Below are 23,467 nucleotides of genomic sequence, written 5' to 3'. Positions count from 1 at the left end.
TTTAGGCTTTGGAAACGCGTCGCCACATTTCAGCGCAGGCGCGGGAATTGTGGTAGGGGCATTTCCAAAAATTGATTTTATCTCCTTTGACCGGCGTACCATCTTCTTTCACCGTACCGAACCACTCACCTTTATCTTTGTCAATAAATTCATTGACCACATAATCCCAGCTGTGCTCGGCCTTTATTTTAAACTGCGGATCTTTGGTCAGCTGGTATGCATTATAAAAACCCACCAGCTGCTCGGCAGCAACCCACCAGCTCCTGTCGGTCTGCAAATGTTTCGTTTCGGGGTCGTATTCGTAGTTTAATGCACCATCTTTGGCCAGACCTTTGCTCGCAGCAGTAGCCATGGCGATGGATTTCTTCTTCATTTTCGCGATTAGCTTTTCATCATGCAATATTTCCGCAGTTTCGAAAAGCAGCCACGAAGCTTCAATGTCATGCCCGTAAGAAATGACATGATCTTTAGGCTTCCATTTTTCATCAAAAAACAGCTCCATGCTCTCCGTTTCAGGATTGACAATGTGCGTGATGATCGCGTCCAGCATGTTGGCGGTTTGCTTTTTCAGCTTTGCATCCGGCCAAACGGTGTATAAATTGGTGTAGGCTTCCACCAAATGTAAATGCGTGTTCATGCTCTTTACCCACGGACTTTTACTCAGAATGTAATCATCCGTAGCCGACCAGTCGCGCGCGAAAGCTTCACGGTAACCGCCATTTACGGGATCAAATGCATGTTTTTCAATGATATTAAAAAGCTCCTGCGCTTTTTCGAGTGCCGGTTTATGATGCGTTATCCGGTAATACTCCGCCAGTCCATACATCGCAAATGCATTGCCGTAAATCTGCTTTTTTGTTTCGAGCGGAGTTCCGTCGGCTTTGACAGACCAGTACACGCCGCCGTGTTCAGGATCGAAGAAGTGCTTGACCAGCTGCTGATAGGCGCGGTCGGCCAATGTTAAATATTTAGCTTCTTTCAGCAGCCGGTGCGCGAGCGAAAATGTCCAGAGAATGCGGCCGGTCAGAACCACCGAGCGGTCTGAATCTTTGACTGGCTGGTTATCAGCATTTACCCTACCATAAAATCCTCCTTTTTCCGGATCAGGACCGTATTTTTCCCAATAATCGAGGATCGCAATGAATTCTTTCTTAAATGCTTCGGGGGTAAATGCGGCCATTTTGTAAGGTAGTTTTTACAAAAAAGCATCAGCCGGATTTTTCATACTTGCCGTTTTTTTTAACCAAAAAACAAAAGGCCTGATAGTTGTTATCAGGCCTTTCAATGAGAAATCTGGAACAACATTAATCGCCCTGATTTTCCTCCTGGGCTTCGTGGTTATCTCCGCCCAGACTGTAATAATTATTTTCCTCATCTTCACGGCCGATCATCTCGTCGTCATCGTCCAGCTCCGATCCCGGAATGTCCAGATCGTCGCCTACGCGGTCGGATGCAAAAGATTTTTCATTCCATTCTTCGGGATCTTCACCCGGTTCATCTTTGATTCGGTCTATATTTTCAGGGTCAATGTCCTCTTCTATCAAACCTTGTCTGAATATGTCTTCCTCAGGCGGATAGTTACCTGGCAGATCCTCATCGTATTGGTCTGCGTCGTTGTCGTTTGGGTTCATAGCATTGATATTTAAGTTTGTCCGGTTATTTAAAAAACCATTCCATCCACATTTAGCTAAAATTGCAGTCGCGTTCAAGTAGCAAACTTTGCCGCCGATCTTTTCAAGAAAATGGGCTGCTATCAGGTCCAACATTAACCACTCAATTTTTCGATTGCATGCAAAAAAATTTATTGAAGAAAACCGGAGCTACGCTGGTCGCAACCACGCTGGCACTGGCCGCGACAACCTGCCTCTTTGCCTATAAAAGCATGACGGTTACCTCTCCTGAAAACGACGGAAAATTTGTGCCCGTCGAAGCAAAAGACATTAAGCTCCCCGCCGGATTTTCCGCCCAGATCCTTGCGACCGACCTGGGCCCGACGAGGCACATGACGATCGGAAAAGGCGGCTCGATGTATGTCCGGCTTTCCAAACTAAAAGATGGAAAAGGTACCTACCTGCTTCGGGATGCAAATGGTGACGGAACACTGGATGAACAGAAACTTTTTGGAGATTTTCCCGGTACCGGTGTGACCATCAAAAATGGTTATCTGTACAGTTCTTCCAACAAAGGCGTGTACCGCTATAAATTGAATGAGAAGGAAGAAATCATCGATATGGACAAGCCTGAGCTGATTGTTTCCGGTCTGGCGGACCATGGGCGCGATAATGCAAAACCTGTGGCGGTGGATAATTCGGGAAATTTATATGTGACGGTAGGTTCGTGGAATGATAACTGCCGCCAGGCGGGTTCCGGAAAAGGCATGTCGCCCTGCTCGATCCTCGACTCTGCGGGTGGTATTTGGAAATTCAAGGCCGACCAGCAAAACCAGACATTCAGCGACGGAAAACGGTATGCAACTGGCGTCAAAAATGCCGTTGGAATGGATTGGGACAACAAAACCAATGCCTTGTATGTGACCAGCCACGGTCGTGGCAAGTTCGACGATTTGTTCCCGCAATACTACACGCCCAAGCAAAGTGCGGAGCTTCCTGCCGAAACCTTTTACAAGCTCAAAGAAGGTGACGATGCTGGCTGGCCGTACATTTATTACGATCATTTCCAGAACAAAAAGATCCTCGCACCGGAATATGGCGGCGACGGAAAAACGGCTTCCGGTGAAAAAGCAATCAACCCGCTGGTCGCATTTCCGGCACATTTAGGCCCAAATGCGCTGATGTTCTATTCCGGGAATATGTTTCCTGCACGATATAGAAACGGAGCGTTCATTGCTTTTCACAGCCAGTCTTCGGAGCTGAAAAAAGGCTATATGGTTGCTTTTGTGCCTTTTGTAAATGGTAAGCCTGGTAAGTGGGAGATTTTTGCAGATAACTTCGCAGGCGTAGACCTTGTAAAACCGAGCGGCCCGATCCAGCATCGTCCGTGCGGACTGGCGCAAGGCCCCGACGGCGCACTTTATGTCACCGATGATTTGAACGGGACGATTTTCAAGATTGACTATAAAAAGAAGTAAGCCAGACTTTTAGAAAGGTCTTCCAAAAAAATAGTCCTGCCTCGTAAGGAAGCAGGACTATTTTTTTAATGTTAAATCGACTTTTAAAAATCTGTATCAGCTTTGTCCAGCTCCATGTCCTTGATCCAAATGTTGCGGTAGTAGACATCGTGGCCTTCGGATTGTAGTTTCAAACCACCCGGTTTGTCGGTAATCCCTTTTCCACCATCATTTCCGCCGTCGATTCCGGAGTTCGGTCCGCCCCAAACCTGGCTGATTTTTTGATTGGAATGCACTTTTTTACCATTGAAATAAAGGGTGACCATCGGCTGCTCCACCAGTTTGCCATCTTTGAAACGCGCCGCACGGAAGAGAATGTCATAAGAATTCCATTTTCCGATCCCATTGTACGCATAATAAGGTGATTTGGATTCGTTGATCACCGCCGCCATACCGTGCGAAGTCGTGTCGCCATCCAGCACCTGGATTTCATAACGATTTTGCAGATATACCCCGCTGTTGCCGCCCGGTTTGGTGATCAAAAACTCCACGTGCGCCCGGAAATCTTTGAATTGTTTTTTGGTAACAATGTCTGCGGACCCGTAAAGCCCGCCCTGGGATGCCGGATCATTGCAATTGATTACGGTACCTTTATCGACCGGGTCATTCACCACCGTCCACTTGATTGGCGGCTTGGCCGAAAAGCGCGGGCCTTCCCAGTAAATCCACTTGTCATCCAGCATTTTTCGGCTGCCATCAAGATACATTTCTGCGCCTTTGATTGGCTTGGTACCCACACCCACCTGGGCATAACTCACAGAATTTAAGCAAAAAGCAATAGCGAGAGGCGCTGCGATGGAGGCTGCTATTTTAGATAATTGTCCGTTCATTTGATTGGTCAGGTTGATTTACCGGCTAACTCCGGCTGCCGATATAAGCAAATGCGAATTTGTAATTACTCTTTTTGGAAGCTGTTTTTGTTGGTTGGGGAGCAAATGCCACAGAGCTTGCAACGATGGCGTATCAGTGAAAACTGGATTTTTGAGCTAAAAAGCTGACGTATAGTTTACTTACACGTCCGCGGCACGAAAATGGTAGTAACCTGCGGCAACATAAAATCAACACTTATTAAACATTTAATAAGCAACATACTTTTCAACCATTTTGCACACTTAGCGCTATGGAAACATCGACACCAAAAAAAATCAGTACCATGACCGGCGTATTTGCTACCCGCGAGGATGCGGAAAATGCATATAAAACGCTGATCGGACTCGGCTATGAGGCGGAAGAAATCACGCTGATCATGTCGGAAGAAACTTGTGGAAAACTATATCATCACTCTGGAAGTGATTTTTATACAGATAATCTTAAACACCACAGAAAGAAACTACAGGTAACCAGGATCTCGGATGCATTGGATGTGTATGGTAGGTTTGTGGCGATTCCGGGACTGGCCCTTGTAGTTGTCGGAAAGCTGAACGAAGGCGGCCTGCGTGCCATGTCGAGCTCAGTAATGTCCGATGATTACGCCGAGTATTTTAAAAGAAGAATCCAGGACGGCGAAATCCTGATCGATTTCGGACTACACACGCCCAAAGAGCAGAAGTTGCTATTGGGATTGTGGGAAGATTACGGCGGCATGCCGCTGGTAAGGCGCGTGACGAATGCGGCTTAGAAGATTTTTCTGTACAAGGTTATATTATAGCCCGAGACTCGCGTCTCGGGCTATTTTTTGTCGGGCCTAGTTATATGGTATAGCCTTGATTAGCCGGATATTGTTACACTCTTCAATCACGACCATATTTTCCTCTGGGATGACACCCCGTTTTATCCAGTTGCTAACTGTCTGCGTGTTTGGAATGTTAAACCGTTTGCAGTACTCAGCAATGGTGATCCAGTCGTGCAGCTCATATTTCTTTCCATCTTTTGAAAGGTAATTTTGCGCATTGGAAAGTGCCTCCCTAGCATCGGAAAGCAAATTTTTCAGATCGTCTTCTATTTTTGTGATCGTCTCCATGTTCGTGTTATCTTCGGCTGACCAATTCTCTCAAAACTTCCAGAATCTTAGAAATTACATCGAGAATTTCATCAACTTGTTCTTGTGATAATGTTTCTTGATTGTCGCGAAAATACTGACGTAGTGCCGCCAGCCTCATTCTCAGGTCAAATTCATTCATAACTGAGTGTGTGATTTAGTAAATATATAAAAAATCTGTTACGATACGTAACGGTAGTTGACATTAGGATCAAAGCCTTGAAGTTAATTGAAATATCAAATCTGAGAGAAATAGTTTATTCAATGAAAATTTCACTTTTTGTTTTTGCTTCGCTGATTGTTTTTGGATCGTGTCACAAGAAGGCATCTCCGCCCGAAAAGGGCGTTTCCTTCGCCCTGAATGAATATCGGAAAAAGACCATTGACAGCATTCGCTACGACATTGCGCTGGATATTCCGGCGGTGAAAGCGGAGCCGATTAGTGGGAAAGAGACGATCACATTTAAACTGAATTCGCTGGATTCTGCGCTGGTGATTGATTTTAATTCCGACAGTTCACATATTCGTGAAGTGTTCGTCGCTGGCGAGAAAGTAAGCTATGATTTTGTGAATGAGCACATTGTCATTCAATCCGAACATTTAAGAAAAGGAAAGAACCAGGTTTCAATCACATTTACAGCCGGTAATCTTTCCCTGAACCGCAGCGACGAATATCTCTACACGTTGTTTGTCCCCGATCGTGCCTCGACTTGTTTCCCGCTTTTTGATCAACCGAATTTGAAAGCGGTTTATGTGCTAACGTTGAAAACGCCCCGGGATTGGGAGGCAGTTTCAAATGGAAGTTTGAAATCGAAAACGGCGGAAGGTGGTAAATCAAGCTATCAATTTGCGCCCACCAAACCGATCAGTTCTTACCTTTTTGCATTCGCGGCGGGGAAGTTTTTCAAGGAAACACAAAATGTGGGCGGCCGGGAAATGACCATGTATTATCGCGAGACGGACACTGCCAAAGTAAGCCGAAATCGGGACCAGGTTTTCGATTTACATGCCAAGTCGCTGGCTTGGCTGGAAAAATATACGGGCATTGATTATCCTTTCGGCAAGTTCGATTTCGTGCTGATCCCTTCGTTTCAATACGGCGGTATGGAGCACCCGGGGTCGGTTTTTTATAATGAATCGGCGCTTTTTCTGGATGAAAATCCCTCGGTGAACCGGCTGCTTTCGCGCGTTAGTGTGATTGCGCACGAGTCGGCGCACATGTGGTTTGGCGATCTGGTGACGATGGACTGGTTTAATGATGTGTGGCTGAAAGAGGTTTTTGCCAATTTTATGGCCGCCAAAATCGTGCATCCAAGCTTCCCGGAAATCAATCATAACCTGCGCTTTCTGCTGGCACATTATCCGAATGCTTACGAGATCGACAGGACGGCTGGCACCAACCCGATTTTGCAGGAACTCGGGAATCTCAAAAATGCGGGAACTTTGTATGGCGCCATCATCTATATGAAGGCGCCGATCGTGATGCGGAAGCTGGAAAGGATGATCGGTGAAAACCTGATGCAGAAGAGTTTGCAGGAATATCTAAAAACCTATGCATTCAAAAATGCGCGCTGGGACGATCTGATTGGGATTATTGATAAAAACACGCCGCTGAATATTACAAAATGGAGCAATGTTTGGGTGAAAACGCCGGGCATGCCGGAGTACTACATTTCAGATCGCAATGCCAAAAAATCTTTGACTCAAGTGAAGGATTCTATTTCAAATCGCATTTGGGAACAGCCTCTGGTTTTGAAGGACATTTCCGAAAATGGGCAGCAAATTGTTTTCCCGAATGCGGATGGTACCGGCTACGGTTATTTCAAAATGGACACTGCGAGTAAAGATTATTTTATCAAAAACTATTCGAAGAAAGATTCACTTTTTGAAAATCCGGTTTTCCGGGGTGCAATGCTGGTGAATGTTTGGGAGGGATTGTTGCGAGACGGCAATCCGGATCCCGAGCAGCTCATTTCCAATGTTTTAAATACTTTGGAAAAAGAGCAAAATCCGCTTCTGGTGGATTACTTGCTGGGTAACTTGCAAACGGCCTGGTGGACTTTTCTGGATGAAGATCAGCGCGCCGCTCACCAGCATGATGTCGAAAGCAAACTGTGGGAGCTGCTCAACAAAACGAAGGATAAAGGCGTCAAAACTTCCTATTTTCGATCGTTTAAAAGTCTGGCGCTTAGTGACGATGGCTGGCAAAAAATGGAATCGCTTTGGAATGATAAGCTGGTGATAAGAGACCTGGTTTTGTCGGAAGATGATAAAATATCACTGGCCTACGAGCTGGCTTTGAAAAGTAAAGATGGTGCTAAATCCATTTTGGACGAGCAATTAAAAAACACGAAAAACCCTGATCGGAAAGCGCGGATGCAATTTGTAATCCCCGCCTTGAACCCCGATGAATCCCAGCGTGACACTTTTTTTGAAACATTAAAAAAGGAAGAGAACCGGGAAAAAGAAGCCTGGGTACTGGATGCGGTGGGTTATTTGCACCATCCTTTGCGGCAAAAATCCGCGATCAAATACCTCCGCCCATCGCTCGACTTATTGCAGGAAATCCAGCTTACCGGAGATATTTTCTTCCCAACCCGCTGGCTTCACAGCACTTTCGCCGGACATTCATCCAAAGAAGCCGCCGACATTGCAACCAAATTTTTAGCCGAAAACCCGCATTATCCGTACTTTTTGAGAAATAAGATCTTACAGGAAACAGATATGCTGAAAAGAGCGGTAAGGTTAAAATCCGGCAGGAAATAAATATTCGTACACATTCGCGGCTGCCGCTGGTGTACTCGTGGCTCCCTCAACCGGCATTATTTTTGAAGTCAACTCCATAAAAACCAAACCCTTATGGCTACTTCAACACTTGTGACCGCCTTCATCAAGGAATTGGAAGCGGAGTATACGTCCACCAAAAAGTGCCTGGAAAACATTCCGGAATCGGTGTATGGTTTTAAGCCGCATCCCACGTCCATGGAAATGCGGTACCTTACCTTGTTAACAGCCGAAATTCCGCTGTGGATCACATTTATGATCAAGGAAGGCGAGGTGGACTTTGCGACTTATAAACGCTTTGAATGGGAAACAAAGGACGAGCTGGTTGCGCATTATGAGGAAGTTTTCAAAGGCGCCATCGAGTCGCTCAAAAGTATTACCGATGAGGATCTCAATGGCGAATTTCATTTGAAAAGATACGGAGAAATACTCTTCACGCAAACCAAACTGGAAGGCGTCAGCTCGACGATCAACCACTGGGTGCACCACCGTGGGCAGCTGACGGTTTACATGCGGATCAGTGAAATTCCGGTGCCCAGCATTTACGGGCCGTCCGCGGATGACAAAACGTTCTAAGTCAGTTTTTTAAGTGTTTTATGATCAGTTCGTCGGGCCAAACCTGGCGAACTTTTCTTGTTTAAGATCTTCCAGGATTTCTTTGGTCGCCTCAAAACTCGTGTGCTGATACGCCCGCAATCCCAGCCCTTTGGCCAGATTGGCAAACATAATGCGGTCGTCGAAATACACACATTGACTCGGCGTGGCCTGCGCAATGCCCATCGCCAGCTCGAAAATCCGCGGATCAGGCTTCCGCATTTTGACTTCGCAGGAAGAGATAAATGCGTCGAAGCAAGTGTGCAGCTTGAATTTTTGCACGCGGTAATCATTCAGCTCCTTGCCCTCGTTATTGACGGAAATGATTCGGAAACCGCAATCTCTTTTCCACTCTTTCAGCCACGCCAGCATGCCCGGCAGCTCTACGGATTGCGAGTACATAAACTCCTTAAAATCTTCCCGCACAAAATCTCTGGGGTGATTAAAAACCACAGTGTCAAGGTATTGGTCCAAAGTAATGCTGCCAATTTCGTACACATTGAATATGAAATTATGCAGCTGATCCATCTCTTTATAATCCAGCCCAAACTTTTCGGCCGCCATAATCCGCGACTCATGCCCCCAGCCATTACTCAAAAGCACGCCGCCAATATCAAAAAAGAGGATTTTAAGGTCATTGATCTGCATAGGAATGTTGGTTTTTCTGTAAGAGTTTTTCGGTTTTTAAAGGTAAGGCAGGGGAGCGGATTTCGGAAATTTTTTATTCAAGACAACATTTTGTGTATTTTTATGAACATATTCGTATCGATATTGATACAAAAAGACTCGAACGTTCCAAAGTCATGATAACTGAAATTGTAAATAATTACGAGAAATTCATTATGAATATCGGAGAACTGATCGAGGTTTCGGGTTACCGGAATGACTACCTGGCGAAGAAGCTGGGATTGAGCAATGTCAATTTTTCAGCTAAAAAAAACCGCAAAAGTTTTTCTCTTGAAGAACTTAAAAAGCTAGCTTCAATTATTGATAATGAAGATGTTAGTGATTTTTGGTTAATGCAGGAAATGGAGGCAAGAAAGGACGATGATACCATAAGTCACGACGAGCTTTACAAGGAAATGGGATGGAGATAATCTATAAGAAGAGATTTCTCAAAGACTTAAAAAGCATTCCCGCCAAAGCTCAGTTAGCTATCAAATCTGTACTCGATTCGCTAAGAAATTCGGATAGTTTGGAGACAGCGAATGTTGACTATCTCAAAATGGAAGGGCAGAGGCCGGGCGGAAACTATTACCGTATTCGGATTGGCCAATACCGGATGGGAATTGAGTATGTCCACCCTGATTTAGTTGTCATTATGGTTGCGGTCAGAGGTGGGTTTTACAATGCTTTTCCTCCGAAGTGAGTAATGTGTTTGAAGCTGAGAAGTTTCTTCAAAACAAAAGCCGCCCTGAATGATCAGAAGCGGCTTTGCCGTGTGAGTTGTGTTTTACATTATTCAAAAGGCTGAATGATCAGCAGTTGATTCATGGTAGTGATTTTTACTTTTTCGCCGGATTGAAAACCAAGGTTTCGCAGCCACTCGCCTGATAATTTGATTTCCGGTACCTGCTTTTCTTCATAAACATTAAACCGTGTTTTCGGCTGAATTTTCAAACTGCGTACTTCCGGGCGTTTTAGTTTGAATGTTTTGGGTTCGGTTGTTGGTTTTTGAGACGATCGCATAAAAGATAGTTTAAGTGAAACCCGACAGTGGCGCGACTACAAAAACCAAGTAGGCCAGGACTTTCACCTGCTCTCTGTCGGGTATGTTTTGAAACAATATTTGTGATTTCAATTGGTTTTTTTTTTAAGTCGCACTTGAAAGTTAGAAATGATATTTGAGTCTAAAAAACCATTTCGATCTCGCTTTTCCTGCGGTCGGTTTGGTTGAACTAACGGTAGAAAAACTTACAGTTTGAGTGTTGATATTTGTAGTTCGGGTAGGTTTTTACAATTTAATATTTCCGAGATCGTAATGACAATAAAAATCCATGTTAGTATTTTTGGTAAAATTAATTAGCAAAATTTACTAAAAACGGAAATTATGTCAATGTTGAAGATCGTTGCGAACTACAAAGAACTAAGACAGAACATTGGTATGCTCATTAAACATTCAGGTTACAAAAATTCATATATCGCAGAAAAGCTGGGCATTCCGTCACCCAATTTTTCAGTTAAAAAAAAGCGTGGTAGCTGGACTATTGAAGAGGTCGAAAAAATCCTCGCGATCATTGATAATGAAGAGTTAGAAGATTTCTATCTCGGCAAAGTCATGGAAAAAGTTGAAAAAGAAAAGGACTTCGTGACACTTGATGAATTGAAAAAAGAAATGGGATGGAAGTAATATGATAACCGTTGATCCTATTGACGAGCGGGCAAAAAAGTTTTACGCCGGTTATGGTTTTGTGCCGCTTTCTGATTCCGCAAAAATGATATTGCCGATGAAAACGATTGCGGATTTGGTGGAAACTCTTTGATTTGCAACATTAGATATCATATCTGCCAGCCTAAATCTTTGAAACTGATGCGCCAATATTCCTACTACCTTCATTTCTCGCTTCTAAAAATCAGTATTCTCGTTTTATTCCTTTTACTTTCTCAGAATACGATTACTCAGGCCCAACCCAAGCCGGTACAACCGTATACGGAGATACCGTTAGGTTCAATCAAGCCGAAAGGTTGGCTGCGTGATCAGTTGGTGATTATGAAAAATGGGACGACTGGGCATTTGGATGAGGTGTATGCGAAGGTGAAAAATGATAATGGGTGGCTGGGAGGCCACGGGGATGGCTGGGAGGAGACGCCTTACTGGCTCGATGGCGCGGTGCCGCTGGCTTATTTGCTGGACGATCCGGCAATGAAGGGAAAAGTGACCAAATACATTAACTGGACGATTGAGAATCAGCGGCCTTCGGGATATTTCGGGCCGATTACGAAGGAGGAGCGGGAGAAGAAAAAGCAGATCACGCCGGATAATTGTGCGGCGGGTGAAGATTGGTGGCCTAAAATGGTGATGCTGAAAGTAATACGGCAATATTACCAGGCTACGAATGATGCGCGCGTAATCCCCTTTATGACCAAGTATTTTAAGTATCAGTCGCAGGCGCTGAAAAGTTGTCCTCTTGGAAAATGGACCGAGTGGGCAGAATCGCGCGGGGCGGATAATGTGATGATGGCGCAGTGGCTTTACAACATTACCAAAGATAAATCACTTCTGGAACTGGCGGAACGAATTGAAGCACAGGCTTTTCCGTGGAGTAATTTGCTCGGCAGCCGCGACTGGGTGATGAATGCGGCAGCCCAGCAAAACAACGAAAAATGGATGCAGCGGCATGCCGTAAATGTCGGCATGGCCCTGAAATCTCCCGCCATTAATTATCAGCGAACCAAAAACGAAAAGTATCTCAACGACCTTAAAACGGGTTTTACGGATATTATGAACCTGCACGGTTTGCCGATGGGCGTTTTTTCGGGTGATGAAGATCTACACGGAAATGCGCCGACGCAGGGAGTTGAGCTTTGCGCGATTGCGGAAGCGATGTACTCACTGGAAGAAATTATTGCCATCACGGGCGACATACAATATATGGATGCGCTGGAAAGGATGACTTTCAATGCGTTACCGACGCAGACTACGGATGATTACAATGCGAAACAATACTTTCAGATCGCCAATCAGGTACAGATCAGTCGCGGTGTTTTCGACTTTTCGCTGCCTTTCGACCGGGAAATGAACAATGTGCTGGGCATGCGTAGCGGCTACACTTGCTGCCTCGCCAACATGCACCAGAGCTGGACGAAGTTCGCGAGTCATTTGTGGTACGCTACGGCGGATAAAGGGCTGGCGGCCTTGGCATTTAGTCCGAATGAAATCAAGACGAAAGTGGGTGCTTCGGGCACGGAGGTGACTATTGATGAAGCGACCAATTATCCTTTTGAGGACGCCGTAAATTTTTCATTTTCGATGGCGAAGGATGTCGCATTTCCTTTGCGGCTGAGAATTCCTTCCTGGTGTAAAGAGGGAGTAATTGCCTTGAATGGCAAGGAGTTAAGGAAACATAAAGGCGGGCAAGTGATTACAATCAATCGTACTTGGAAAAATAGTGACAAGCTGACATTGCAGCTGCCGATGCAGGTTTCTACTTCAAATTGGGGCAAGAATTCGCGTACGGTTGAGCGTGGGCCGCTGGTATATGCATTGAAATTGGAGGAAAGATGGGAGAAGGAAACGCAGAAAGAGGAGGGTGATTATTTCAATGTTTTTCCAAAATCGGATTGGAATTATGGGTTGGTCTTGCAGACTGTGAAAGATCCGGTTAACAATCTAACTGTGAACGTAGTGAAGCCTGTGGGCCAGAATTTTGTATGGAACCTGGCGCATGCACCGATTGAAATCACAGCTTCGGCGAAAAAGATTCCAAACTGGAAAATTGTCGATGGCCTGGCTCGGCAGCCGGTTTCGGATCGGGAAGGGATTTACAAAGGTGAAGTAAGCCCGACTGTTGAGAAGATTACGCTGGTGCCTTATGGGTTTACAAAGGTGAGGATTGTCGCATTTCCTGTCGTGAAGTAGGTTCGAACGTAGACGTTCGGACCGGATTACTTAATCACCCGTTTTGCCCAGTTCAGTATCGTCGAATAAACCTCGTCTCGAACCGGTTGCTTAGAGAGGATCAGATCATGCATGCCGCCGGGGACTGCCTGGATGCTGTATTGGCCGATGATATTTCTGGCTTGAAGATCGACCTGGGCAATGTCCAGTACGGCGTCGCCGGTGAACATGACGTCGCTCCATTTTTTTTCGTCGATGGATTTGGCGGAATGTAAGACGAGGACCGGCTTGTTGATCTGCAATCCCTGAGTGACTTTTTCCTGCCCCAAATGTACCGCGCGCATCCAGCCGAAATTGACCGGCGGCGCTATCAGCGGCTTGAATCCCAGACTATACGACCATTCTCCATGCGAGTCCTTATGCAAACTTTCGCCGTAAAGTGGACTTAAACCGGCGTCTATCGAAGTTTCAGGATGTTTTTCCGCACGCTTTACGATCAGCGGAAGGGCCGTTTTTTTGAGACCGGATTTTACCGGCATATCAAACATCGGACTGTTGAGCAAAACCGCGTCAAAGCGCTCCTGCCCATTTCTTGCATCTGCATATAATGATACCACCAGCCCGCCGAGTGAGTGCCCGCTCAGGAGGATCTTTTCGCAACCTTCACTTTTCATGATTGCCAGCGTCGTGTCCAGGTCGGCATAGTATTCTGAAAGGTCGCGGACGTTATTGAATTTCTGATTTGGCAACCACGAGCGGCCATACTTTCGAAGATCTACGGCGTAAAAGTTGTAGCCTTCTTTGATAAATTTCTCGGCCATTTCTTCCTGAAAAAAATAGTCGTTGAAGCCGTGGACATACAACACTGCTTTTGTACTTTTTTCAGGGGTTGGTTTTTTAATGATGGTGCATGTAACGCTGCCTTCATAATCCGGCGTCTGGACGATCGTGGCCTGCTTAAAACCCTTCCCGAGTATATCAGCGAAATATGTTACCTGCCCGAAAGCCGGGAAAAAGGTAATCAGCATTAAGATAACACAGCGGAGGGCAACTTTCATTTTGATAATAACATAAACGGAAGTATAAATATAATAAGGAAAGTCTTGATTGGCTACCTCACTCGATTTTCTTAAGTTCCGCGCCGCGGTCGGGTTTCAAATTTACTTTTTTGAATTCTGCGTTGGTATTGTTTTCGATCGTAAAACCTTTCGCCTTGTCAATTTCAATGGTGACGGAGTCGGTTGTGAAGCTGAAAATGTGGCCGCCAGCTTTGTGATCATTGGCAAGATAATGCATGTGAAAACCCGGAACATTGGTCCTCGCGAGGTATGGCGGAAGCAAAAATCCGTTGCAGATACCTTCTGAATTTTTGAGGTCGAAAACCGTCTGATTTGTTTTCAAATGCTCCGGCAAACTGGTATAAGGCGGTTTTGCGGGCTTTTCTGCCCGCGTAGTCATCGTGGTAAACCTTCCTTTGATCCGCAAGGCATAAATCTCGTTCGGGTTCAGTTTCTCACTCAGGTATTGCTGTATTTTTTCGTAGGTCAGGTTCTTGTCGTTCAATATGATTACTGTGTCTGCGCTGAAAAATTTGATGAAAGCGGCCGACGTGCTGTCTTCGTCGGATACCTCTTCCACCGAGCCATCGAACTTTGTCCGGTATACAAGTCCTGCGTTCATCATCAGTTCCCCATCCACCCGGTTGAATGTTCCTATGCCGAAATCACCTTTGTTTTTTAGCTGGCCAATCGTGAGGTCGCCATCAAATACGCCAGCCATTAAAGCATCAATGATCGAATATTGATACATGAAATCCTTTTCAAGACTTGCTCTGCCAGTTTTGGGATAGGCCGATTTACAGCTTTGAAACATGCATGCCGCCGAAAGCAGCAGGAAAGCCATGAAGCACCGGGGCAGAATTTTAAAAGCAGAGGTCGGCATACGTTGAGGGTGTAGATGAATTTGAATCAAAACAACAAGAGAAAATGATAAGCTAAAATTACTGGTCGAGACTTGGGAATGGCATGCTGACGTGGACATTTAGGAATAAAAGAATGAATGCGGGCCTTTAAATTGGTTTTACAGAAAAAAAACTTGAATTTAAAAACCGATGAATTTCTGACAACCACCTATTTTCCGATGAAAAAACTCCTGATCCTTTTAACCCTGCCGGTACTGGCAGCAGGACAAACTGTCCCGGTCAAAATGTCCCCCGAAGCTGCGAAGATCCATGAAAAAGCGCTGACGATCGACACGCATGCCGATGCGCCGATCAAAATGATGGAACTTGGCTTTGACATGACGGTCGAGCACAATTACGAGAAAGACCAGTCCCAGATCGATTTCCCGAGAATGATAAAAGGCGGCATGGACGGAATGTTTTTTGCGGTGTATCTCGGACAGGGAAAACGGACGCCCGAAGGAAATGCGGAGGCGAAAAAGCAGGCACTTGCCATTTTTGACAAAATTCGTGAAACAGCCAGATCACACCCTGAGCTGGCAGGTATTGCCACGACTTCAAAAGATGCGTATCGGCTCCAAAAGGAGGGAAAACGCGCCATGTTTATCGGTATGGAAAATGGCTGGCCGATCGGGAAGGATTTGTCCAATCTTAAAATGTACTATGATCTGGGGCTGAGATATGTGACGCTTTCACATTCCCTCAACAATGATATCTGTGATTCGTCGACCGACGGAGACGGCCCGGAATACAATGGTTTGAGCGCTTTTGGTGAGCAGGTGGTACAGGAAATGAACCGGCTCGGAATGATGGTAGATATTTCCCACGTGTCGGATTCAACGTTCTATGATGTGATCAAAATGACAAAAGCGCCGGTCATCGCGTCGCATTCTTCCTGCCGCGCGCTTTGCAATGTGCCGCGAAATATGACAGACGATATGATCAAAACACTGGCGAAAAACGGCGGCGTGATACAGATCAACTTTGTCCCGAATTTTGTGAAAGCGCCGTCGCAGCCACACGAAATGTCGTTGAAAGCCCTGCGCCTGAAACTGCGCCAAACCGATCTTTCGGACGCTGATAAAAAAGCGCTGCGTGACGAAATGAGGGCGATCGACAAGAAATATATATCCGACATGCCAACCCTGCAAGATGCTGTGGATCACATCGAACACGTCATCAAGCTGACCAGCGTGGACCATGTTGGAATAGGTATGGACCTGGACGGCGGCGGCGAGGTGATCGGGTTACAGGACGTGAGCCAGATCGGTGGAATTACCGAAGAATTGGTCAAGAGAGGCTATTCGGCGAAGGACATTGAGAAGATCTGGGGAGGCAACATTATGCGTGTGCTCGACCAGGTGGAGAAGGTCGCGAAGGAAATGTGAACTTGATTAAAACGGCTGTACAGAGGAAGAAACGCGGTAAAAAAATATATACATTTTGGGAAATAGTTTAATAAAATTGCAAATCTTACATGCTCTTACAGAATATCATTCATTGAAATATTTATAATGGCTAAGTCAACTGGAAAAGTACAATCAAAGTCAGCGCAGGAACCAGCTGAAAGTCTGAACGAAAGCTCGGCTCAAAGCCTGGCTGGGAACAATCCTGAGCAAAGCGCTGCACCAGCACTCAACGCGGTGGAAACTATAAGCCGTTTAACAGAATTCGATATTCACCTTTTCCGTCAGGGGAAACATTACAAGCTTTATGAAAAGCTGGGTTCCCATGTGATGGAATATCAGGGAGTTACGGGTACATATTTTGCAGTTTGGGCGCCCAATGCGTCTTATATTTCGGTTACCGGAAATTTCAATGGCTGGAACCATGGAAGTCATCCGCTCGCTTCGCGCTGGGATAGTTCGGGTATCTGGGAAGGTTGGATCCCGAACATCGGAGTAGGGGAGGTTTACAAATACTACATTGTTTCCAACAACGGTCAGCACCTCGAAAAGTCCGATCCTTTTGCATTATGGTGCGAAGTTGCACCCCGTACAGCATCCATCGTTTGGGATACCTGGTACGAGTGGGAGGATGCGAGCTGGATGAAAACCCGTAAGGAAAAAAACAAGCTCAATGCACCTACTTCGGTGTATGAAGTACATTTGGGCTCCTGGCAGCGCGACCCGAGTGATCCCGAAAGATTCCTGACTTTCAAGGAGATAGCCGTAAGTCTGGTACCGTATGTGCAGGAAATGGGTTTTACGCATGTGGAGCTGATGCCGATCATGGAGCATCCCTATCCGCCATCGTGGGGTTATCAGATCACCGGATATTTTTCGGTGGCGTCGAGAATGGGTACGCCGCAGGAATTAATGTATCTGATCGACCAGCTGCACCAGGCGGGCATCGGGGTATATATGGACTGGGTGCCTTCTCACTTTCCAGGTGATGCGCACGGTTTGTTCCGGTTCGACGGCACATCATTATATGAGCACGAAGACCCCAGAAAAGGCTATCACCCCGACTGGAAGAGCTATATTTTTAATTATGGAAGAAATGAAGTCCGGTCTTTCCTGATCAGTAACGCGATTTTCTGGCTCGACCGGTATCATACCGACGGTCTTCGCGTGGATGCCGTGGCATCGATGCTTTATCTTGATTATTCAAGAAAACATGGCGAGTGGATCCCTAATGAATTTGGTGGTCGTGAAAACCTGGAAGCGATTTCTTTACTGAGGGAAATGAACATTGCTGCTTATACGGAATTCCCTGACATTCAAACTATTGCCGAGGAATCTACGGCATTTCCAGGCGTATCCCGCCCCGTTTTTGTGGGTGGTCTCGGTTTTGGTATGAAGTGGATGATGGGCTGGATGAATGATACCCTGAAATATTTCGAGAAGGATTCGGCATTTCGTAAGTGGCATCAGGACCAGCTGACATTCAGCCTGGTATATGCATTTTCAGAAAACTTTATGCTGCCGTTTTCGCATGACGAAGTAGTGTATGGCAAGAAATCGCTGATCAATAAAATGCCGGGTGACGAGTGGCAGAAATTTGCCAATCTGAGGCTGATGTTCAGTTATATGTTCACGCATCCGGGTACAAAGCTGATGTTCATGGGTTGCGAATTTGGTCAGACTTCCGAGTGGAATTTTCAACAAAGCCTCGACTGGCACCTGCTCAATTTTGCACCGCACATTGGTATGAAACAATGTGTAAAGGAACTGAACGAGCTGTACAAATCGGAGCCAGCCATGTATGATTTTTCATTTTCGCACGAAGGTTTTGAGTGGATTGATACCCAGGACAGAGAAAATTCGGTGCTGGTATACGCCCGCAAAGCGTTTGATCCGAGTCAGAATATTGTCATCGCATTGAACCTGACTTCGATTCCCCGGAAAGGTTACCGCGTAGGCGTACTTTCGGAGGGAAGCTGGCAGGAAATATTCAATTCAGACCAGGAGCGATTTGGCGGAAGCGGTATCATTAATTATGATCCGATCACGGCCGAAGGTCATCAGTGGCATGGCCGCGCCAACTCGCTGACCGTAGATCTGCCGCCGATGGGTGCCATTGTCCTGAAAAAAGTGAAGTAGCATTTGCACATTTTTTTACCTTTGCCCGAAATCACATTATGAGGATCCAATGATGCGCATTCAAATAGCAGTACTTTTTGTTTTATTCAGCACAGCCACAACATTCTCTCAAAGTCTTTCCCGCGTCACTTCCGGCATCGACGTCGGTCTCGGATATCAGGACAAAACCTGGGTTCCTTCTGCTGTGTATCATCAGGAGCTGAGCCTTACCAATTTTCCGTACTTCCGCGTGGGCTGGGGGGTAAGAGCGTGGGGATATTATGCCGGCCGCACCAATCTGGTGCCCAAAAGTTCAGCCTTTTCAGATGATACACTCAAATATGGCCGGCTAAGTGCAAATGGTGCCAGCTTTTTGTTTGGGGCTAATTTCCGTCTCTGGAAGTTTGATATTGGCGCAAACACCGATATTGTCGGTTTTGCATTCGGTGTAAAAAGACATGGCTTGTATGATAAATCCAAACTTTTCGAAGGTGAGGGCGCTCCGTATTACAATTCTTATGTGCCGAGCAATCCAAGTGCATTCAACGTGCTGCCCCTCGTGATCGACAAGCAAAATGGTCAATCAGAAGTATACATCCGGTACTGGATCACCGACCGCATCGGCCTGAAACTGGCTTACGTGCACGGCAGGATTACTTATTCGACCTCTGAAAAGCTGGACAATGGTCAAAGACGCTTTTCCAAGACATACGGCGTGCCTTCCGCGTCCATCAGTTTCCCGCTCTATAATTAGTTAAGCAAAAATGGAAGTTCAAAAACTGGTTGACTCGCACAAATACAATTTGTGGAAAAGCAGGCTGGAAAAAAATGGGATGGACGTTCACAATGTCGATGAACTTTACACCCGCCGGAACGGTCACGGAGAAGTGCTTTTTTCGCTGCTGTTTACCGACGCCACCACGCCGGAAGGAAACAAAATTCCGCCGCTGTGTTTTTTAAAAGGCGAAGTGGTGAGCGTCCTGGTATGTTTTATTGATTCTGTTTCGAAAGAAAAATATCTCCTGCTGGTGCAGCAAAGAAGGATTTGCGACGGCTCCATGACTTTTGAGCATCCGGCCGGAATGCTGGACAGCGAAAGCGACGCCGCTGCGGTGGCTGCCCGTGAAGTATTTGAAGAAACGAGCATCCAGGTAGAACTTTCGCAGCTGAAACAACTCAATAAAAAGCCATTTTACCCGTCCACCGGAACCAGCGACGAGGCGATGTACCTCTTCTACTGCGAGTTGGAACTTACCAGCGAGGAAATAAATAGTTACCACAACCAAACGCAGGGGGTGATTTCTGAGCACGAGTACATTAATACCTACGTTGTCCCATTTGCAGAAGGTCACAAGCTGATTACCAATGTAAATGCCGTGCTGCAGAATTATATGTATCTCAAAGACGTCGGCGATTGGGAGCTGCTGAAACAATTGTAAACGCTGGGGCCGCAAAATTTTCCCGTTAATTTCCCGTCCTTTCTGGTCAAAAATTAAAATAGGGCCTATATTTGCACCCCGTTACCGAAAGAAGCGCCCGTAGTTCAATGGATAGAATTGTGGTTTCCGGTACCACCGATAGGGGTTCGAATCCCTTCGGGCGCACAGAATAAGTTACTGAAATTGATAAAAATCCTGCAAATTATTGGTTTGCAGGTTTTTTTTTGCCTCGATACATAATCCTAATAATTCGCCTGCCACTTTCATCGTAACTGGGATTTTGAAGCATGTGGTTTTCACTTATTTATTGTTGACGTCACCGGAAACAGCCCTTCAGCCACCTCCGTCCCTTGACCTGCCACGCGGCACCAGCCGGAGGCAGTTTTATGATAAACTTCCAGCCGCCGGACTTTTAAATGCACCTCTTTGGCGTCGACTGTCAGGTGGACATTGGCCAGAAAATTGACTACGGCCACATTGCCTTCATAAATCCGGATGAATTCGTGACCGGGTACCGCTTGTACCGATTTGAAAACAACCTTTTCTTTGGCCTGCGCACTTTGCCATTGCTGATGCGAAAATGATATGTCGCCTTTTGGGCCGACTGCGATGAAGTCGTTGCAATCAATCCCGGCATTTGGTTTTCTTTGATGGAGCAGGTTTCTTATTTCCTGCCTTTCTTTGGGATAGCTCGTCGTATCCACTTGGGCCAGAGCCTGATAACCTGCTGATAAGATCAGCAACAGAAGCATTACCTTTTTCATAAGATTGTTTTTTTGATTTTAAATGACACCAAGCCGGACCGCTACTTTCGTCAGGCCGACGGAATTTTTTACGCCCAATTTTTGGAAGAGGTTTCGCCGGTGCGATTCTACGGTTTTGCTACTGATAAACAGCTTGTCTGCAATGCGATTGGTGGAGTATTCGCTGGCGACCAGCATCAGTACCTCTATTTCTCTTTTGCTCAAAAAATGTTTCGATGCGGGAATCGATTGATTTTCAGCATTGTGGATGATCGGCCCGGCGAGCAGCTTCATCACTTGTTGCGCGTAATACACCTTGCCTTGCGAAACGGATTTGATCGCCCATTCCCATTCTTCTACTTGTGCATGGACGTCGATAATTCCGTGGACGCTGCAGTGCACAACTTCGGAGATGGTATCCGTATTTTCAATGTCGACGGCGATCAAGATTTTCAGTGACGGCTTTATTTTTCTCAAATGCACGATCTGCTGAGCGGTATCCGCGGCATGATAAGTGAAGGCAATGAGCATTTCAATGTCATTCAAACTGCATGGATTCGATACTTCCGGCAGCCTATTTCCCTTTCTTTTGAGGCCTAAAAAAGCCTGTTTCGATAGCCAATACGCAATAGCTTCGCGTTCCAAGGGATAGGGGTGAACAAGATGTACGGTTGTGACTGGCTGATGCATAATAGCTTGTGATGGATACGGACGAAGCTATCAGATTTTTGGGGCGCAAACCGGCAAAGTAGCCCGGCGTGCGGTTTTTGGGGTTATACAATCGGTTGGGAAGAAATATTTACATTGGTCGACGACGAAAATGTTTCAAAGGCTTAAAATCCTTGAATGTCGCCAAACAGGTGCAGGAGAGGAGCTTTTAATTACAGATTTGTAATTTTAGTGAAAAGTCGGTTTATGGTCAGTTTGCCCTTTGTTTTCTCCAACCAGCCTGGCTGGCGACTGGCGAGACACATTAGTTTCTGGTTTCTCTGGTATGTTTTCCAGGTAATGCTCTACGCCTTTGCGCCCGAGCCGAAACTGCTGGCACTGCCTTTTCTGACCCGTATGATCATGGTTGCGCCGGAAAGTCTCTGCTACTTGTCGGTACATATCTTCCTCGCATACAGCCTGATGTACTGGGTTATCCCACGCCTGATCATCCCCGGCCGGTACGTGCTGGCAGCAGGAACGGTGATTCTGGTATTATTGGCCACGGCGGCGCTTTCCGCTTTTTTATCGCTCACGGTCATCGAGTATTTACGAAGAGGATATTATCCCAAACCGGTTTATGTCCAGCTCTTTATGTCAATGATCGCGGGGCTTCGGGGCGGGATTACGATCGGCGGGCTGGCGGCGGCCATTAAACTCATGAAGCATTATTATGAAAAGCAGCAGCTGGCTTCGCAGCTGGAAAAGCAGAATATGCTGGCCGAGCTGCAAACATTGAAATCGCAGCTGCATCCCCATTTTTTGTTCAATACTTTAAACAACATTTACTCCCACGCCCAGGAAACGGCCCCCATCGCCGCCGATATGCTGCTGGGACTTTCGGGGTTGCTGCGGTATATGTTGTATACCGGCAACGCGCCACTGGTACCGCTGGCGGACGAGATCAAAATGATTCAGGCATACATTAACCTGGAAAAAAAGCGGTACGGCGAAGAATTGGAACTATCTATCCAGTTGCCAGGCAATACAGAAAATCTGATGATAGCGCCGCTGATTATGCTTCCTTTTGTCGAAAATTGTTTCAAACATGGGACGAGTTCGGTCCTCGAAAATCCGTGGATCAACCTAAACATTGCCTTGAAGGATCAGGAAATGCAGTTAAAACTTGTGAATGGAAAAGCTGACAAAATGCATGCGCAAGAGGGCGGAATCGGGATTGAGAATGTGCGCAGGAGGCTGACATTGATTTATCCTGAAAAACACAAATTGACGATAATGGAAGAGGATGAACTGTACATTGTTAATTTGGAAATCAAGCTGGCTGCTCGTCCGGAGCCGCAGTAGGCATAGCAATAAACCTTTATGAATACCCAGAAATACAGATGCCTGATCGTTGATGATGAACCGCCCGCCCGGCAGGTGCTCCGGCGCTACATCGAAAAATTGCCCTTGCTCGAACTGGCCGGTGAATGTTCCAATGCGGTGCAGGTAATTACCCTGTTGCACCAGCAACCCGTCGACCTGCTGCTTCTGGATATCCAAATGCCCCAGTTGTCAGGATTAGAGCTTGTAGCCGCATTACCCAATCCTCCGAAAATCATCTTTACCACCGCTTTCGCCGAGTTTGCCGTGCAGAGTTACGAACTCGACGCAGTCGATTATCTTTTAAAACCGATCAAATTCGAGCGATTTATTAAGGCCATCAACAAAGCTTTGCCACTGATGTCGCTTCCGGCACAGCTGCCTGCCGAAACTCCCGCGGCAAACGATGCGTTCCTCTATTTTCGCGCCGACCGGAAGATGGTGAAAGTCATGTTGAAGGATATCGTATTGATCGAAAGTCTGAAAGATTACGTGAAGATCATGACGGAAGCCGGCCAGGTGGTCACCAAATATTCCATCACCGCATTAGAAGCGATGCTCCCCGCCTCCGATTTTATCCGCGTGCACCGCTCATTTATTGTTGCAGCTTCCAAAATCCAATCTTTCTCCGCCAGCAGCATCCATACCAGCGGCAGCGAGATACCCATCGGCAAGTCCTATCAGCGCGAGGTTTTGCGGTTCCTGCAATAGATTTTTGGTAAGATGCTA

25 protein-coding genes and 1 tRNA gene are annotated in these 23,467 nt (G+C 46.2%); 15 read left to right on the top strand and 11 right to left on the bottom strand.

Annotated features, from left to right (window positions below):
• Position 1: 1 nt before the first annotated feature.
• Entirely contained in the window at positions 2-1,180 is a 1,179-nt protein-coding gene (locus FEN17_RS08040) for an AGE family epimerase/isomerase (RefSeq protein ID WP_138364749.1), read from the bottom strand.
• Positions 1,181-1,304: 124 nt separating this feature from the next.
• Complete coding sequence (locus tag FEN17_RS08035) at positions 1,305-1,631, bottom strand: hypothetical protein (RefSeq protein ID WP_138364748.1); 327 nt, start codon at positions 1,629-1,631, stop codon at positions 1,305-1,307.
• 158 nt (positions 1,632-1,789) lie between these two features.
• Between FEN17_RS08035 and FEN17_RS08030 the strand changes: the two genes are divergently transcribed.
• The gene (locus FEN17_RS08030; RefSeq protein ID WP_138364747.1) at positions 1,790-3,088 is read left to right on the top strand and encodes a PQQ-dependent sugar dehydrogenase; all 1,299 of its coding nucleotides are present in this window, start codon (positions 1,790-1,792) and stop codon (positions 3,086-3,088) included.
• An 83-nt stretch (positions 3,089-3,171) separates the two neighbouring features.
• On the opposite strand, the gene FEN17_RS08025 is transcribed toward FEN17_RS08030, so the two are convergent.
• Positions 3,172-3,957 carry a 3-keto-disaccharide hydrolase gene (locus FEN17_RS08025; protein ID WP_229208731.1) on the bottom strand — a complete coding sequence of 262 codons (786 nt, stop codon included), beginning with the start codon at positions 3,955-3,957 and terminating at the stop codon, positions 3,172-3,174.
• Between the two features lie 290 nt (positions 3,958-4,247).
• Here FEN17_RS08025 and FEN17_RS08020 point away from each other — a divergent pair, with 290 nt between their 5' ends.
• Complete coding sequence (locus FEN17_RS08020) at positions 4,248-4,745, top strand: hypothetical protein (RefSeq protein ID WP_138364746.1); 498 nt, start codon at positions 4,248-4,250, stop codon at positions 4,743-4,745.
• Positions 4,746-4,811: 66 nt separating this feature from the next.
• On the opposite strand, the gene FEN17_RS08015 is transcribed toward FEN17_RS08020, so the two are convergent.
• Entirely contained in the window at positions 4,812-5,087 is a 276-nt protein-coding gene (locus tag FEN17_RS08015) for a helix-turn-helix domain-containing protein (RefSeq protein WP_138364745.1), read from the bottom strand.
• A 7-nt stretch (positions 5,088-5,094) separates the two neighbouring features.
• The gene (locus FEN17_RS27250) at positions 5,095-5,247 is read right to left on the bottom strand and encodes a hypothetical protein (protein ID WP_171037873.1); all 153 of its coding nucleotides are present in this window, start codon (positions 5,245-5,247) and stop codon (positions 5,095-5,097) included.
• A 122-nt stretch (positions 5,248-5,369) separates the two neighbouring features.
• On the opposite strand from FEN17_RS27250, the gene FEN17_RS08010 reads away from it, so the two are divergent.
• Positions 5,370-7,871 (top strand): M1 family aminopeptidase, encoded by a 2,502-nt coding sequence (locus tag FEN17_RS08010; protein WP_138364744.1) that lies wholly within the window; start codon positions 5,370-5,372, stop codon positions 7,869-7,871.
• A gap of 93 nt (positions 7,872-7,964) precedes the next feature.
• The gene (locus tag FEN17_RS08005) at positions 7,965-8,465 is read left to right on the top strand and encodes a DinB family protein (RefSeq protein ID WP_138364743.1); all 501 of its coding nucleotides are present in this window, start codon (positions 7,965-7,967) and stop codon (positions 8,463-8,465) included.
• Between the two features lie 24 nt (positions 8,466-8,489).
• Here the strand turns inward: FEN17_RS08005 and FEN17_RS08000 are convergent, their stop codons facing one another.
• A complete protein-coding gene (locus tag FEN17_RS08000; RefSeq protein ID WP_138364742.1) occupies positions 8,490-9,131 on the bottom strand; it encodes an HAD family hydrolase in 642 nt (213 codons plus the stop codon).
• Between the two features lie 194 nt (positions 9,132-9,325).
• On the opposite strand from FEN17_RS08000, the gene FEN17_RS07995 reads away from it, so the two are divergent.
• Positions 9,326-9,580 carry a hypothetical protein gene (locus FEN17_RS07995; protein ID WP_171037872.1) on the top strand — a complete coding sequence of 85 codons (255 nt, stop codon included), beginning with the start codon at positions 9,326-9,328 and terminating at the stop codon, positions 9,578-9,580.
• Entirely contained in the window at positions 9,571-9,852 is a 282-nt protein-coding gene (locus tag FEN17_RS27975; protein WP_138364740.1) for a type II toxin-antitoxin system RelE family toxin, read from the top strand. Before FEN17_RS07995 ends, FEN17_RS27975 begins: the two co-directional genes overlap by 10 nt.
• Before the next feature lie 89 nt (positions 9,853-9,941).
• Here FEN17_RS27975 and FEN17_RS07985 read toward each other — a convergent pair whose 3' ends face one another.
• Positions 9,942-10,172, bottom strand: coding sequence for a SymE family type I addiction module toxin (locus tag FEN17_RS07985; protein WP_138364739.1), 231 nt, complete (start codon positions 10,170-10,172; stop codon positions 9,942-9,944).
• A gap of 367 nt (positions 10,173-10,539) precedes the next feature.
• Between FEN17_RS07985 and FEN17_RS07980 the strand changes: the two genes are divergently transcribed.
• Positions 10,540-10,833: a hypothetical protein gene (locus FEN17_RS07980; protein ID WP_138364738.1), complete on the top strand. Its 294-nt coding sequence runs from the start codon at positions 10,540-10,542 to the stop codon at positions 10,831-10,833.
• A gap of 180 nt (positions 10,834-11,013) precedes the next feature.
• Positions 11,014-13,062, top strand: coding sequence for a beta-L-arabinofuranosidase domain-containing protein (locus FEN17_RS07975; protein ID WP_138364737.1), 2,049 nt, complete (start codon positions 11,014-11,016; stop codon positions 13,060-13,062).
• Between the two features lie 26 nt (positions 13,063-13,088).
• Here the strand turns inward: FEN17_RS07975 and FEN17_RS07970 are convergent, their stop codons facing one another.
• Both FEN17_RS07970 and FEN17_RS07965 read right to left on the bottom strand, forming a co-directional pair.
• Positions 13,089-14,099: an alpha/beta hydrolase gene (locus FEN17_RS07970; RefSeq protein ID WP_138364736.1), complete on the bottom strand. Its 1,011-nt coding sequence runs from the start codon at positions 14,097-14,099 to the stop codon at positions 13,089-13,091.
• A gap of 58 nt (positions 14,100-14,157) precedes the next feature.
• Complete coding sequence (locus FEN17_RS07965) at positions 14,158-14,982, bottom strand: acetolactate decarboxylase (protein ID WP_229208730.1); 825 nt, start codon at positions 14,980-14,982, stop codon at positions 14,158-14,160.
• Between the two features lie 198 nt (positions 14,983-15,180).
• On the opposite strand from FEN17_RS07965, the gene FEN17_RS07960 reads away from it, so the two are divergent.
• From FEN17_RS07960 to FEN17_RS07940, 5 genes are all read left to right on the top strand, one after another.
• Entirely contained in the window at positions 15,181-16,389 is a 1,209-nt protein-coding gene (locus tag FEN17_RS07960) for a dipeptidase (RefSeq protein ID WP_138364734.1), read from the top strand.
• Between the two features lie 126 nt (positions 16,390-16,515).
• Positions 16,516-18,546 (top strand): 1,4-alpha-glucan branching protein GlgB, encoded by a 2,031-nt coding sequence (glgB, locus tag FEN17_RS07955; RefSeq protein WP_138364733.1) that lies wholly within the window; start codon positions 16,516-16,518, stop codon positions 18,544-18,546.
• Positions 18,547-18,595: 49 nt separating this feature from the next.
• The gene (locus FEN17_RS07950) at positions 18,596-19,279 is read left to right on the top strand and encodes a hypothetical protein (protein ID WP_229208729.1); all 684 of its coding nucleotides are present in this window, start codon (positions 18,596-18,598) and stop codon (positions 19,277-19,279) included.
• A 10-nt stretch (positions 19,280-19,289) separates the two neighbouring features.
• Positions 19,290-19,964, top strand: a complete 675-nt coding sequence (locus FEN17_RS07945; protein ID WP_138364732.1) for an NUDIX hydrolase — start codon at positions 19,290-19,292, stop codon at positions 19,962-19,964.
• 93 nt (positions 19,965-20,057) lie between these two features.
• Positions 20,058-20,129 (top strand) — tRNA-Arg (locus FEN17_RS07940).
• Between the two features lie 131 nt (positions 20,130-20,260).
• Here the strand turns inward: FEN17_RS07940 and FEN17_RS07935 are convergent.
• Together FEN17_RS07935 and FEN17_RS07930 are read right to left on the bottom strand one after the other, a co-directional pair.
• Complete coding sequence (locus FEN17_RS07935; protein WP_138364731.1) at positions 20,261-20,728, bottom strand: nuclear transport factor 2 family protein; 468 nt, start codon at positions 20,726-20,728, stop codon at positions 20,261-20,263.
• Positions 20,729-20,746: 18 nt separating this feature from the next.
• Entirely contained in the window at positions 20,747-21,352 is a 606-nt protein-coding gene (locus tag FEN17_RS07930) for a response regulator transcription factor (RefSeq protein WP_229208728.1), read from the bottom strand.
• Between the two features lie 270 nt (positions 21,353-21,622).
• On the opposite strand from FEN17_RS07930, the gene FEN17_RS27450 reads away from it, so the two are divergent.
• Together FEN17_RS27450 and FEN17_RS07920 are read left to right on the top strand one after the other, a co-directional pair.
• Positions 21,623-22,720 (top strand): sensor histidine kinase, encoded by a 1,098-nt coding sequence (locus FEN17_RS27450; protein ID WP_205748108.1) that lies wholly within the window; start codon positions 21,623-21,625, stop codon positions 22,718-22,720.
• Between the two features lie 18 nt (positions 22,721-22,738).
• Entirely contained in the window at positions 22,739-23,449 is a 711-nt protein-coding gene (locus FEN17_RS07920) for a LytR/AlgR family response regulator transcription factor (protein WP_138364729.1), read from the top strand.
• The last annotated feature ends 18 nt before the right edge of the window (positions 23,450-23,467 follow it).

Origin of the sequence: Dyadobacter luticola (assembly GCF_005860805.1) — a bacterium.
GTDB lineage: Bacteria > Bacteroidota > Bacteroidia > Cytophagales > Spirosomataceae > Dyadobacter > Dyadobacter luticola.
The sequence above is the reverse complement of the archived record's forward strand: the minus strand, read 5'-3'. Positions and strand labels throughout refer to the sequence as shown.